General features: G+C 39.6%; 10 protein-coding genes, 1 pseudogene and 1 riboswitch. Of the genes and pseudogenes, 5 read left to right on the top strand and 6 right to left on the bottom strand.

Translation table 11 applies throughout. From position 1 onward, the window contains the following. Window positions 1–3 precede the first annotated feature (3 nt). The 4 genes from GPA07_RS01920 to GPA07_RS01905 all read left to right on the top strand — a co-directional run bounded on the left by GPA07_RS01920 (window position 4) and on the right by GPA07_RS01905 (window position 5,470). Complete coding sequence (locus GPA07_RS01920; protein ID WP_157291942.1) at window positions 4–1,425, top strand: four-carbon acid sugar kinase family protein; 1,422 nt, start codon at window positions 4–6, stop codon at window positions 1,423–1,425. 50 nt (window positions 1,426–1,475) lie between these two features. Continuing rightward, entirely contained in the window at window positions 1,476–2,795 is a 1,320-nt protein-coding gene (locus GPA07_RS01915) for a gluconate:H+ symporter (protein WP_008355563.1), read from the top strand. Between the two features lie 82 nt (window positions 2,796–2,877). Continuing rightward, window positions 2,878–2,990: riboswitch (SAM riboswitch) on the top strand. 87 nt (window positions 2,991–3,077) lie between these two features. After that, complete coding sequence (locus tag GPA07_RS01910; protein ID WP_157291941.1) at window positions 3,078–4,199, top strand: 5-methyltetrahydropteroyltriglutamate--homocysteine S-methyltransferase; 1,122 nt, start codon at window positions 3,078–3,080, stop codon at window positions 4,197–4,199. A gap of 117 nt (window positions 4,200–4,316) precedes the next feature. Next, window positions 4,317–5,470 (top strand): IS3 family transposase gene (locus GPA07_RS01905; RefSeq protein WP_157291940.1). Its coding sequence is split into 2 segments (ribosomal slippage): window positions 4,317–4,590 and window positions 4,590–5,470, totalling 1,155 coding nucleotides; the frame shifts between segments, so codons are not numbered across the junction. A gap of 139 nt (window positions 5,471–5,609) precedes the next feature. On the opposite strand, the gene GPA07_RS01900 is transcribed toward GPA07_RS01905, so the two are convergent. From GPA07_RS01900 to GPA07_RS01885, 4 genes are all read right to left on the bottom strand, one after another. Further along, on the bottom strand, window positions 5,610–6,725 hold the full coding sequence (locus tag GPA07_RS01900; RefSeq protein WP_157291939.1) for a hypothetical protein: 1,116 nt from the start codon (window positions 6,723–6,725) through the stop codon (window positions 5,610–5,612). Further along, window positions 6,722–7,399 (bottom strand): ATP-binding cassette domain-containing protein, encoded by a 678-nt coding sequence (locus tag GPA07_RS01895; RefSeq protein WP_232532097.1) that lies wholly within the window; start codon window positions 7,397–7,399, stop codon window positions 6,722–6,724. Before GPA07_RS01895 ends, GPA07_RS01900 begins: the two co-directional genes overlap by 4 nt. Beyond that, window positions 7,386–8,852, bottom strand: a complete 1,467-nt coding sequence (locus GPA07_RS01890; protein ID WP_071168351.1) for a hypothetical protein — start codon at window positions 8,850–8,852, stop codon at window positions 7,386–7,388. Before GPA07_RS01890 ends, GPA07_RS01895 begins: the two co-directional genes overlap by 14 nt. Before the next feature lie 63 nt (window positions 8,853–8,915). Beyond that, window positions 8,916–9,350 carry a hypothetical protein gene (locus tag GPA07_RS01885; protein ID WP_034324807.1) on the bottom strand — a complete coding sequence of 145 codons (435 nt, stop codon included), beginning with the start codon at window positions 9,348–9,350 and terminating at the stop codon, window positions 8,916–8,918. 278 nt (window positions 9,351–9,628) lie between these two features. Here GPA07_RS01885 and GPA07_RS01880 point away from each other — a divergent pair. After that, a pseudogene (locus GPA07_RS01880) lies at window positions 9,629–10,920 on the top strand (transposase). 133 nt (window positions 10,921–11,053) lie between these two features. On the opposite strand, the gene GPA07_RS01875 reads toward GPA07_RS01880, so the two are convergent. Both GPA07_RS01875 and GPA07_RS01870 read right to left on the bottom strand, forming a co-directional pair. After that, entirely contained in the window at window positions 11,054–12,472 is a 1,419-nt protein-coding gene (locus GPA07_RS01875) for an aryl-phospho-beta-d-glucosidase (protein WP_071168350.1), read from the bottom strand. Next, on the bottom strand, window positions 12,444–14,351 hold the full coding sequence (locus GPA07_RS01870; RefSeq protein ID WP_071168349.1) for a beta-glucoside-specific PTS transporter subunit IIABC: 1,908 nt from the start codon (window positions 14,349–14,351) through the stop codon (window positions 12,444–12,446). Before GPA07_RS01870 ends, GPA07_RS01875 begins: the two co-directional genes overlap by 29 nt. Window positions 14,352–14,569 lie beyond the last annotated feature (218 nt).

The following is a 14,569-nucleotide window of genomic DNA, read 5'->3' as shown; positions in this document are numbered from 1 at the left end:
TTTATGAAACAAAGTATTGATTTACTAAATACCATTCCGAAAGCGGATTCAGACCGCATTCAATCAGCATACGAACAAGCACTAAATCAATTTCACCATAAAGTGATTGTATTAGACGATGACCCAACAGGCATTCAAACCGTACACGGCGTCTCTGTTTTCACCGATTGGTCAGAGAAAAGCATTGAAGCTGGTTTTCTTGAAGACAGCCGTATGTTCTTTATCTTAACCAACTCTCGCAGTATGACAGAGAAAGAAACGACGGTTCTTCATGAAACGATCGCATCAACGATTGTGAAAACGGCTGAACGGCTTGATCAAGATTTCATCATTGTCAGCCGGGGGGATTCCACCCTGCGTGGACACTTCCCGCTAGAGACTGAAATTCTCAGAACGACCATTGAACAGCAAAGCTCCCACCAATTTGACGGCGAAATCCTTCTTCCCTTTTTTAAAGAAGGCGGGCGCTTTACGATTGGCAATATTCACTACGTACAGGAAGGACACGAATTAATTCCTGCTGGTGAGACAGAGTTTGCACTAGATCGTACATTCGGATTTCAATCTTCTCATCTCGGTGAGTGGATTGAAGAGAAATCAGGCGGATCGTTCACAAAGGAGAACACTACCTATATTTCTTTAGAGGATATACGGGCTTTACGCATTGACCACATCAAGAATCAGCTTATGACCGTGAAGAATTTTCAAAAGGTGGTTGTGAATGCGGTGGACTATGATGATGTCAAAGTCTTTGTCACTGCCCTCATAGATGCCATCAAAGCAGGACAGCAATTTCTATTTAGAAGTGCGGCCGCTCTTACAAAAGTGCTTGGCAGGGTTCAGGATCGACCCTTATTAACAAGAGAAGATTTGATCCAAGAAGAAAGCCAGCACGGTGGTCTCATCATGGTTGGTTCCCATGTCAAGAAAACAACGGAACAATTAAAAGCACTTCAACAAAATAAAGAGATCGCTTTTATCGAGTTCGATACACACCTCGTGTTAGAACCTGAAGCATTTCAAGTGGAAATTGACCACGTGATCCAACAGACTGAAGCGCTGTTAACATCAGGGCAATCTGTTGCTGTTTATACAAGGAGGGAACGGCTTGATCTCGGGGACGATCGTCAAGAGGAAGAATTGAAGCTGTCTGTTCAGATTAGTGATGCTGTGACAAGCATTGTCCAGCGCCTCTCCATTCGTCCTAAGTATCTGATTGCCAAAGGTGGAATTACCTCAAGCGATATAGGAACAAGGGGTCTTAACGTCAAGCGTGCGACTGTCGCCGGTCAAATTCGACCAGGTATTCCCGTTTGGCAAACAGGAGAAGACAGTAAATTCCCATTCATGTCTTATGTGATTTTCCCGGGAAATGTTGGCTCAAAGGATACGTTAAAAGAAGCTGTAGACATACTTGAAGGATAAAGCATAGGGAGTGTTCACGCTCCCTCATGCAACACAAAGGAGGAAAGATCATGTCATTAGTTTTTATTGGACTTGGCGTTTTGTTATTACTTTTACTTATGGTGGTCTTTAAGTTAAACGCTTTCATTTCATTGATTATTGTCTCTTTAATTGTTGCCGTGTTAGAGGGCATGTCACCACTTGAAGCGATCGCATCTGTCGAAAAAGGGCTCGGAAGCACACTCGGTCACTTAGCATTGGTTCTTGGTTTTGGAGCGATGCTTGGTAAATTGATGGCTGATTCTGGCGGTGCTCAGCGTATCGCGATGACACTCATCGACCGATTTGGTATCGGAAAAATTCAATGGGCGACGATGCTGACTGGTTTTGTTATCGGAATTGCTCTATTTTATGAAACCGGATTCATCATTCTCATTCCATTAGTCTTTACCATTGCTCAAGCCGCAAGACTTCCTGTGTTGTATGTGGGAATGCCGCTCGTCGCTGCACTCATCACGACACACGGCTTCCTCCCTCCTCACCCAGGGCCGACAGCCATTGCCAATGTATTTCAAGCCAATATGGGACAAACCTTATTAATTGGAATCATTTTAGCGATTCCTGCTGTTTTAGTAGGCGGACTTCTCTTTACAAAACTATTTAAAAAGGATCAACTGCACGCACACATTCCAAAGAATTTATTTAATCCAAAGGAATTTACAGAAGATGAAATGCCTAGCTTCGGCATTAGCATTTTCACCGCTGTTTTGCCTGTATTGCTCATGACATTCAGAGCATGTTTAGAAATTTTCTTCCCGTCCTCTCCACTGCTGCCAGCGGCTGAGTTTTTAGGTGAGCCCGCGATCGCCCTATTAATCTCTGTGCTGCTTGCCATCTACACATTTGGTCTTGGCAGAGGAAAGAGCATGCAGGACGTCATGAAGTCGATTACGGATTCAATTGGCTCCATTGCGATGATTCTATTGATCATTGCAGGTGGCGGCGCCTTTAAACAGGTGCTCATTGACAGCGGTGTTGATCAATACATTGCAGGGATTATGCAAGGAAGCACACTGTCTCCTCTGCTCCTCACCTGGCTGATTGCCGCTGTCCTTCGTGTCTCTTTAGGATCAGCCACTGTCGCCGGTCTCACAGCGGCTGGCATTTCTGCACCGCTGATTGGTTTGACGGGTGTCAGCCCGGAATTAATGGTGATTGCAACAGGTGCCGGGAGTATTACATTCTCTCATGTGAATGATGCGGGTTTCTGGATTTACAAAGAATACTTTAATCTGTCGATGGCTCAAACCTTTAAAACTTGGACATTGATGGTGACTGTTCTTTCACTTGTCGGACTAGCTGGTGTCCTCGTCGCTGATTTGTTCATGTAGGAAAATAAATTGTAAAAACCATTGACTTTTTCTCAAAAAGGTTGAATAATTGTGTTTATTAAGAAAATTGAATCAAAAGGTAACCTTATTAAGAGTGGTGGAGGGACTGGCCCTGTGAAACCCGGCAACCGCTGTTCCTCGGAACAGAATGGTGCTAATTCCTTAAACAAGCTGATGCTTGTTTGAAGATAAGGCAGAGATCTCACAGTATATGATGCTCTTCCTTATCCAAGGAAGAGCTTTTTTATTTGAATGTTAACCTGAAGAAAGAAGGGATTCAGCATGACACAAGTACAAACCATCGGAAAGAAAACAACAAAGCCGCCATTTCGCGCAGATCAAGTAGGGAGTTTGCTTCGTTCTGAGCGCATCAAAGAAGCTCGCAAGCAAAAAGCCGACGGTACACTGACAGCAGAGCAGCTAAGGCAAATTGAAAACGAGGAAATTACACGTATTGTAGAGAAGCAAAAGGAAATTGGATTAGAGGTTGTCACAGATGGAGAATTCAGACGTGCATGGTGGCATTTTGACTTTCTAGAAGGACTTGATGGAGTCGAAGGATTTGAAGCAGACCAGGGCATTCAATTCCACAACACGACGACAAAAGCGAGAGGCATCAAGGTAACAGGCAAGATTGATTTTACAGATCATCCAATGCTAGAGGATTATCGCTTCCTTCACAGCATCGCCGGTGATCATACGGCTAAAATGACGATTCCAAGCCCGAATATGCTCTTTTTCCGCGGCAAGCTAGATGAAGGTGTGTATGACAGTTTAGATGAATTCCACCATGACGTGGCACAGGCTTATAAAAAAGCCATCCGTGCATTTTATGATGCTGGCTGCCGCTACTTACAGCTAGATGATACAGCATGGGCTGTGTTCTTCTCTGAAAAGGGACATGAACAAATCAAAGCCTTTGGCCGCGAGGAAAATGAACTTCGTGAGTCGTTTGCAAAAACAATTAATGAAGCCGTTGCCGATCGACCAGATGATTTAGTCATTACAATGCACATTTGCCGTGGTAATTTTAAATCGACTTGGGCAGCTGAAGGTGGCTACGAAGCCGCAGCAGAAACGATTTTTGACGGCCTAGATCTGGATGGTCTCTTTTTAGAATTCGACGATGATCGTTCTGGCGGATTTGAACCCCTTCGATATGTGAAGAATCCAAACCTTCAAATCGTACTTGGCCTTGTGACTTCAAAGTACGGAGAGCTTGAGCCGGTTGAACAGATCAAAAAACGAATCGAGGAAGCCGCTCAATACGTAAACATCAATCAAATTTGTCTAAGCCCACAATGCGGATTCGCTTCAACAGAGGAAGGCAATCTGTTAACAGAAGAGCAGCAATGGGAAAAGCTGCGTCATGTGATTGAGATTGCGGATCAAGTGTGGAAATAAAATGTATAGTCCTAAGCTCTCTTGGGGACTGACCCCATAAAGTGAGACAAATAAAAACACCTTTAAGTTGAAAATCGGGTATATCATATCTGAAAACAATTTGGAGGTGTTTTTTGTATGGGAACAAGAGTCAGTTACCCCGCAAGTGTAAAAGAAGAGGCGGTTCAGATGAAGTTGGCAGGAGTCTCAACAAAAGAAATCATGGACAAGCTAGGAATTAAGAATAAAACACAAGTGAAAACTTGGATGAAATGGTATCACAATGGTGAAACCCACCGGTTTCATCAACCTGTTGGAAAGCAGTATTCATACGGTAAAGGACCTGAATACCAAGATGAAAACGAGAGATTGAAAACAGAAAATCGCTATCTAAATCAACAAATAGACATATTAAAAAAGTACCGAGAATGGGAAAGGTGGTGGAAAAAGAAGCACTCGTGTCGATCTACGAAACGGTAAAAGATAAAGTGAGTGTCAGTGAATTCTGTCAGCTATTTGAAGTGGCTAAATCAACATTTTATCGTTGGAAAAAACAAGATCATCATCACTCAGAGCAACATGGGTTAATCAAGCTTATTTCAACACTTTGTAAGTTGCACAAGTATACGTATGGGTATCGTAAAATAACGGCTCTTCTACGCAAAGAAATGAAGATTAACCATAAGAGAGTACAACGAATGATGCAAACCTACGGTTTGCAGTGTCGTGTGAAAGTGAAAAAGCGTAAACAGACCGGTCAACCCTATTACATTGCAGAAAATCACTTAAAACGAGATTTTTCTGCGACAAAGCCACTTGAAAAATTGGTGACTGATATCACGTATTTGCCATTTGGGCAAAAAATGCTTTATCTATCCAGCATAAAAGATTTATATACAAGTGAGGTTGTGGCTTATACGATTGGTGATAAACAGGATGTTTCTCTTGTTTTAGATACATTGAAGCAGTTAAAGACACTGCCTAAAGGCTGCGTACTTCATAGTGATCAAGGTTCGGTCTACACTTCTTATGCTTATCAAAAGGAGATAAAGGAAAAAGGCATTACCATGAGCATGTCCCGTAAGGGAATGCCCGCTGATAATGCTCCCATCGAATCCTTCCACTCAAGTTTAAAATCAGAAGGATTTTATCTCCACCACCTGACAAACACTACAACAGCCATTGTAGAAAAAACAGTCAGGGAGTATATTGATTATTATAACAATATCCGAATTCAATTGAAATTAAACAGCCAGTCACCAAAAGAGTTTCGGCAACTGGCTGTTTCGTAAAGGTGTTTTGATCCCTGTCTCAAAAACGGGGGTCAGTCCCCTTGGCTTAGGGCTTTTTTTATTAAAAAAAGAACTGCCATTCAGCAGTTCTTCAGGTTGTTGACAAAGAATGCGAGGTTTTGTCTACATCTTTCTTTTCTTAGTTTCGCAATCTTGATACGATATTCTCTTTTGACAGTTCTTTCTGCATACGTTTTGTGATGATGTAGCGCACAAACCATTTATTCAGTATAACCAAGACGAGAAGAAGTCCAACTGCTGTACCGCCAATCCATAAAATGACCTCTCCTGGTAATTGTCCAAGTAACAAAGCACCCAAGACAGCAATGAGTATTACCGCCACAATATACACTCTTAGATTCATCTTATCTATACTACGGTAGAATTGCTTGATCATATCCTTGGGTGACATCCCATTTAAATACAAGGACAACAAATCTCGATTCAAAATGCTAATTAGTGTATGCATCTGACCTCGATAAATAAAAGCAATGACCACAAATAAAATGGTCTGAAATACGACAAGCAACAAAAATGACAATTTTGAATTAGCAACTAATTTCTCTAGCCCTTGCGCTTGATAGTATACAAAAACGTCCTCTTCATCAAACATCCGATCAAACTGGTTCACAAACTCATAAATATCCTCGGTTTTATTTAAATGAACAATGAGTGTTCTAACACCATCGTAGTTCTCACCAATCTTAATTTGACTACTCAGTTTTTTGTACAGATCTGGTGATAGGTAACCGTAATCTTTTAAGAAATAGTTACCTTCACCTTTATAGTACTCGATATTCGCTTCTAATGGCTCCACTTCACCATCATAGGCTTTGATTTTTTTACCCTTGAACCTTTCTGGAAGAAGGATGGTGTTCTCTTTTAGATCTCCCTCATAGCTCACAGCCTCTTTGGTTGTCGGATTGAAGGATAGAGCTGATAATATATCCGTTTCTCCATCTGCTTCGATAGATAACGAGACATCATATTCGTAGACAATGTCTTTGACATTCGGCATACGCTTAATTTTATCTGTATCGTACTCGTACTCACCAGTTTTCGAATACCCATTAATTAAAACCATTGAAAGCCGATCGTTAGTCAATACGTTTTTGTAAATATTATCAGCTGAAATCAAGATAGTAAATATAGAGAAAAAGATCAACATCAGCAAAACAAAATTCAAAACAGCCAATTTTCTCAAAGTCGATCGATGTTTCTTTTTTAAATACTCAAACACGAATAACATTTTCATATGGATTGGTTCCTTTTATTCAAGTCTTCAAAACGAAGGACGACATCGGCTTGTTGCACAACGATATCAGAGTGTGTAACGACTAAAATTGTCCTCGTTTTCTTCAATTCAGATAACATACCAAGCATCATCTGAATATTATCTTTATCAAGGTTATTTGTTGGTTCATCTAAAAGAATCAGTGAATAATCAAACAGCATGATTTTCAAAAAAGCCGCGCGCTGCCTTTCTCCACCTGATAGGTTACTCACTGTTACATCAAGTTTCTCGCTCATTTTGAGCTTCTTAGCCTGTTCTGCTAATCTTTCATTTGAGATTTCTTGTTCATTGATTAACGAGATGACATGTAGATTCTCTCTCACAGTCAAAGACTCAATCAGGTTCAAATCTTGAAAGAAATAGGCAATTTTCTTGCGGTATTCATCAACCTGTTCTTGATTCGTAAAGTCAATGGATTGATTGAACAACGTCATCTTCCCGGCACTCGGTTTTTGAATCAACGCAATAATGTTAATAAATGTCGTCTTCCCACTACCACTTTCCCCATGAAGGGCATAAAGGCCAGAGCCTTGAATATGTAAAGATAAATCTTTTAATATGGTTGCATCCCCATATCGAAAGCCAAGGTTATCGATCTTTAGAATCGACGTATCTCCTTTATTATCTAAGTTCACTAGCCATCTCAATCCCCTCTAACAAATTAAGTGTGTGATTGCCATAAACACCCAATTCAAAATCATAATTTCCTTTAGATGTGCAATAACCCAAACCACATTGGGAGGATTTAATTTTTTTCTTGATTTGATCTTTTGGCACATTAAGGTTATAGCGCAATAAAAGATCCGTATATAAATTGAGAATAATGTAATGATTAACTCCATGATATGAAATAACTTCATTAAACATATCTACCAATTTATTCTTATCTTCTTGATTTATGTCTACAATATCATATTTCATAAGTGTTGTTAATAAATCATCCGAATCGCTCCACTTCACAATACTCTTATCGGCTTTTTCCCCTTTAAGTTTAAAACAATAGTACATTTCACTACTGTTCTCTATGTTTTGACACGCGCCACCAGGGATCGATGTTTCGTCAAACGGTAAACCTAGTTCACTCGTGATTTGCTTTGCGAAAAACTGATTTTGATAACTGCTTAATTGATGTTCATCTTCTAGTAAACCTTCATATCTATTAGTTAAAATCTGTCTATATTCTTCTGCTTGGTCAAAATCAGCACTAGAAAAAATGTTTGACATTAAATAAAGATTCCTTAAAGAATCTAATGAGTAAAATAGTGAAGGAAAAGGCTTATAATCTGAAGGAATGTTAAAAGTAAGGTCGCTCTCTTTTTTATGATTCATATCCTGTAATAACTGAATGATTTGAAAGTGAAACCAATATGTAATTTCATCTCTAAACAAAATGGTTTTTTGGTTACCTTCATTAAAATAAATCTTCGTTAAATGTTTCACATTTGGTTCTACCTCTAACATATTCGCCAATATAAGAGATGCGTAAAGAATGATAGGCTCGTCATAATCAAAAAGAGATAGACTTGTATATTGTTCCAAGTTAGATTGAATCTCTTTTTCTAAAAAGGAAGGTACCTTATGATGGAAATATGATGTCAATATTAAATAATAATGGTACTCTATTTTATCTTTCGGAGACGGCTTTTCCAATTTGGAGAAAGTTTCATTGACTAGTTTAACACCTTTAGAATCCTTAATTTCAGTAAAAACATTATATAATAAAAAAAGATTTAAATAGGAATCCATACCGGTAATATCTTTCTTTGAAAATTGACTTTTATTCACACTGCGAGAAAGTGCCACCTTACAGAAAAATTGATTTTTTTCTTCCCTACACTCTACTTGTTTACGATCGTGACCATGATTTTTTTGGTAAAGGGCTAGCGTGTTTTGAATTAATTCGGATGGTTGCTCTTGCTGACTATTGACCTCAAAGACTTGACCTCCTGACTCACTTTTCATATAAGAGTGGATAGTACGTAAAAAGTCTTTGTTATATATCTTTCGTTGCATAGATATCTTTTCATTTTGACTACATCCCGTTACAATCAAGATCATTGAGATGATAAATATTAGTATTCTATACATGTTGTATTCTCCTAATACTAATTGAAATAAGTGCGGAATAACTGAATCAATTGACTTTTAGATTTAGATTTTAGCTGTAGCTGTGTAAGTTCTGCTGCTATTTTGATCTACTTCAGTTGTCGTATACATACCAAGATAAATAGCTAATCCGCCTGCACAAACGTTACCTGAAGTAGTGTAGATTTTACCTTTCGTTGACTTACTATAAGATTTACTTGATGCACTTCCTGTAGCTCCCGTTCCTGGAGCAGAAACACTTCCTCCAACAGTGTAAAAACTGACATCGTGGTGAAGTTTCTTAAAGCCTGTACGTGTTGTTTGACTTTGAGCTTTAAATTTACCGCAACCTTTAAGATCAGACCAATACGGTAAATCCGCTTTAGCCGTTACCTTAGAAATTGTTTTTACTGCTCTATAAGCTTGAGCATCTTGAACATAAAATAATGATGATGCAACTACAAAAATAATAGCTAGATATAAAAATTTGAATTTAGACATATCTTCCCCCGATTTCTCGATACAGTTATTCCGCAATAGGGATAATTATCCTATATTACCAATTTTATATCAACTACTATCGATCGACATATTACGACAATCCTCACAAACTTTTAATATAATTCATATATATTTGTTAATTGTAAAAAAACAAAACCACTCATGGTAATGAGTGGCCAGGCTGTCGAGAAAATCTCGACAGCTTTATTTTTTCCTTAAAATTTACATCTTCTCATTTTATAATAGAGAAAAGCCTACTAAAGGAAGGTGTTTTTCTCATGTTCCACACTAGAAATTCTTCTCAGCACGAAGCCGAATTTGTATTGCTAGATCAACTGGTCGAAGAGGATCACCTGCTTCGTAAAATTGATCAGTACATTGATTTTTCATTTATCGTAGATAAAGTAAGACCGTATTATAGCGAGAATAAAGGTCGCCCTTCTCTTGATCCACTTATTTTGTTCAAAATGATGTTTATCGGATACCTGTACGGTATCCGTTCTGAAAGACAACTTGAAAAAGAAATTTACTATAACATGGCGTATAGATGGTTTTTAGGTTTGAACATCAATGATCCCGTTCCTCATCACTCGACCATTAGCTGGAATCGTCGCACTCGATTCAAAGATACAACGATTTTTCAAGACATTTTCGACGAGATCGTGCTTCAAGCTATCAATCATGATATGGTAGGAGGCCGCGTTCTTTTTACTGATTCAACTCATCTTAAAGCCAATGCCAATAAACATAAATATACGAGAAAAACGATTGAACAAGATACCCAGAACTATATAAATGATTTAGAAGAAGCGATCCAAGAAGATCGGATGGCACACGGAAAAAAGCCCTTAAAGGTAAAAGAGGAAGTGAAAACAAGCCAGAAGGCTTTTTCTACCTAGACCACCGTACAACAGATATGAAGTACAATATCATCACTGATGCTCATGTCACACCAGGTAATGTCCACGATTCTGTACCATATCTTGAACGACTGGATCACCAAATCGCACGATTTGGTTTTCAAGTAGAAGCTGTTGCCCTTGATTCTGGTTATTTGACAACCCCAATCTGTAAAGGTTTATCCGATCGACGTATTTTTGGTGTTATCGCACATAGACGCTTTCATCCAACAAGAGGATTATTCGAGAAGTGGAAATTTCAGTATGATTCTGAACACGATCACTACATATGCCCGAATGGTGAAAAGCTTTCATATACCACAACTGATCGAAAAGGTTATAGGTTCTACAAATCAGATCCCAAAAAATGTGCTTCGTGTCCTTTTCTTGAAAACTGTACAAGATCTAAAAATCATCAAAAGGTCATCTCAAGACATGTGTGGGAGGAACATAAAGAAAAGGTCAGACAAAATCGTCTGTCTCCCGCTGGAAAAGAGCTATACAAAAAAAGAAAAGAAAAAATAGAGCGAAGCTTTGCAGATTCAAAACAACTGCATGGGCTTCGCTACTGCCGGTTGAGGGGAAAACAAAATGTGAGTGAGCAAGTGCTTCTCACAGCTGCCTGTCAGAACATGAAGAAGATTGCCACACACCTAGCGAAGTTAGGCTAGGTGTGTGGGAGGCCTTTTTCATTCAATCTTATCCATCATACTTACGCTGAAAATAAAAAAGATTGTAGAAAAACATGAGTTTCTCTACAATCTGACCACTCATGGTAATGAGTGGTTTTTTGTTTTTTATTATTTATGCATCTAAATGCTCACCATTCGTAGCAATCACTTGCTTATACCAATCAAAGCTTTTCTTTTTCTTTCTCTCTAATGTACCGTTTCCTTCATTATCACGGTCGACATAAATGAAGCCGTAGCGTTTTTTCATTTCAGCTGTTGAAGCACTGACAAGGTCAATTGGGCCCCAGCTTGTATAGCCGATGAGATCCACACCGTCTGCGATGGCTTCTCTTGCCTCTAACAAATGGCTTCTCAGGTAATCAATTCGGTAATCGTCTTGAATGGATCCGTCTTCTTCTACTTGATCGACAGCGCCCAATCCATTTTCTACAATAAACAATGGTTTTTGATAGCGGTCATACAGCTGATTCAGTGTCGTACGAAGTCCTTTCGGATCAATTTGCCAGCCCCAATCACTTGCTTCTAGGTAAGGGTTTTTCACGCCAGCAAATAGGTTTCCACCTTCCGCCTGATCAAGGATTGCAGGGTCTGTACTTGCCACGAAGCTCATATAGTAACTAAACCCAATATAGTCCACTGTATGGTTTCTTAGAATGTCTTCGTCACCGTCTTGGAATTCAATGTTGATGTTATTTTCCAGGAAATAACGTTTCATGTATCCAGGGTAATAGCCTCTTGCCTGTACATCTGAGAAGAACAATGTTTTACGATCTTGTTCAATCGCAGCAAACATATCTTCCGGTCTTGAGCTGTACGGATATGTCGTCATAGCTGCAATCATACAGCCTATTTTCGCATCTGGAATGATTTCGTGTCCTGCTTTGACAGCTAGAGCACTTGCAACAAATTGGTGATGTGCTGCTTGATATTGAATACTCTTCTCGTCTTCGCCCTCTTCAAATACAAGGCCGCCACCTGTGAAAGGTGCATGTAACACGACGTTGATTTCGTTGAAAGTCATCCAATATTTCACTTTGTCTTTATAACGAGTGAACAATGTTTTGGCATAGGTTTCATAAAAGCCCACAAGCTTACGGTTTCTCCAGCCGCCATAGTTTTTCACAAGTGCAAGCGGCATTTCATAATGAGAAATGGTGACAACCGGCTCGATTCCATGCTTATGCAGTTCATCGAATACTTTGTCATAGAAAGCGAGTCCAGCTTCATTTGGTTCAGCATCGTCGCCATTTGGGAAAATACGCGGCCAAGATATAGATAGTCTGAAGCATTTGAATCCCATTTCTGCAAAAAGAGCAATATCTTCTTTATAGCGATGATAGAAATCGATCGCATCATGGTATAAGTTAAGGTCTTTCATTGACTCATCGAATGGATGCATAATACCATGCGGTGATACGTCAGCTGTAGATAAGCCTTTTCCATCTTTGTTATAAGCGCCTTCAATTTGGTTGGCTGCTACTGCGCCGCCCCATAAGAAACCTTTAGGAAATGTTTTTTCTAATTTGGTCATGTTGAATGCCCTCCTCATTTTCTTCCACACTGACTGTAAGCAGTGTTTCTTTCACTGTAATCGTACCATCTGTTTTCGCATCAACTCGTGCAAAATCGTTTGTGTTTGTGACAATAATCGGTGTGGTTACGTCATAACCATCTTGCTGAATGCCGTTGATATCAAATTCAACGAGTACATCTCCTGCCTGGACAATATCACCTGACTGCACATGAGTTGTGAAATGCTTTCCGCCAAGTTTTACTGTATCAATTCCGACATGGATGAGAAGCTCTGTACCTTGATCACTCTTTAAACCGATGGCATGTTTCGTTTGGAAAATGGTTTCCACCTTGCCGTTGAACGGTGCAACCACTCGTCCAACTGTTGGTACAATGGCAGCTCCCTTGCCCATGATTTCATTAGAGAATGTTGCATCATTTACTTGATTTAGCGGCTTTAGTTGACCTTCAAGCGGGCTTTGTACCACTTCATTTTGAAGCGCTGTTGTATCTTTATTTTCTTCTGGTTTGTCTGCTTTTGTATCATCTTTCACTGGTACATCTTTAAATCCAAGCACAAGTGTCATGATGGTTGCTACGACAAAGCCGATGATTAAACCAATGATCGAGTAAACAAACGTTGGTCCAATGAACGTTGGGATACCTGGAATACCTGCTGAACCAGACACCACATAGGATTTTACTTTAAAGATGGACATGAACACGCCGCCTGTTGCCGCACCGATGAGGGCTGCAATGAACGGTTTTTTCAATCTCATGTTGACACCATACATAGCAGGTTCCGTAATACCCATTAATGCTGTGATACTTGTTGACATTGCCAATGACTTGAATGTTTTGTTTCTTGATTTTAAGAAGACACCAAATGCTGCACCGGCTTGTGCCATATTGGCAACAAACATCATTGGGATAATGTAATCAAAACCGTTTAACGTAATGTTGTTAATCATGATTGGAACAAGTGCATAGTGCATACCCGTAATGATCAATGGTGACATGAAGCCGCCGATTAAGAGTCCTGCTAAAATACCTGCATGTTTAAACAATAAATCAATTCCGCCTGAAAGGCCATTTCCGATAATGGCACCAATCGGTCCAACTGCTATAAGCATAATTGGCACAACGACAAGAAGTGTTACAGTTGGAACAAGGATGATTTTTAATGATTTCGGACTATATTTTTCTGCGAATCTTTCAACATATGAGCCAAGCCAGATTGTGAGCAGAATCGGAATCACCGATGAAGAGTACACAACGGCTACCACTGGCAAGCCTAGAAATTCTGTATTTCCTGCACCAAGTAAAGCGGTTAGCTGTGGATGCAGCGCTGCTGCAGCAATGGCTGCGGCAATATACTGATTTGTGCCCAGTTTTCTGGCTACGCTTACAGCAAGCAGGATTGGTAAGAAGTAAAAAGCTCCGTCTCCGATTGCTGTTAAAATGGTATATGTGCTGCTTTTATCTGATATCCACTGGAACGTCAGCATGAGTGCCAATATTCCTTTGATCATACCGGCTCCAGCGATGGCTGGAAGAATCGGTGTGAAGACACCAGAGATAAAATCGAAAAGTTTTGACAATACATTTTGTTTTGTTTCTTCTTCTGTGCCGCCTGACTTTACCTCTGTTGATAGCCCTGAATCAGCAACCATCGCTTGATAGACGTTTGATACGTCGTTGCCGATAATGACATGGTATTGACCACCGCTTTGATTCACACCCATGACGCCATCTGTTGATTGCAGCTTCTCCTTATCCGCCTTGCTCTCATCGTATAAGTTAAAGCGAAGTCTTGTCATACAATGTGTGACGTGCTTGACATTCTTTTCACCGCCGACTAGCTCTAGAACTTCTTTTGCTGTTTGTTTGTGGTTCATTGTGTTACCCTCCAATCGTTGATTTCATTTTATAGAAAAAACCTAAACATCCATTAATGCCCGAAAAATAGCGATTCAGACATTAATCGATATTTAGGTTTTGCCTGCTTAACCAGTAACAATCCTTCATAGCGATTGATCGTTATTTAATTTTATAAGTCTTTAGATACAAAAAACCTAAATCATGCCTTATCAAAGATAGGGACAATGATTTAGGT

It is taken from the genome of Bacillus sp. ms-22 (assembly GCF_009759805.1).
Classification (GTDB): Bacteria; Bacillota; Bacilli; order Bacillales; family Bacillaceae; genus Bacillus; species Bacillus xiamenensis.
The sequence above is the reverse complement of the archived record's forward strand: the minus strand, read 5'-3'. Positions and strand labels throughout refer to the sequence as shown.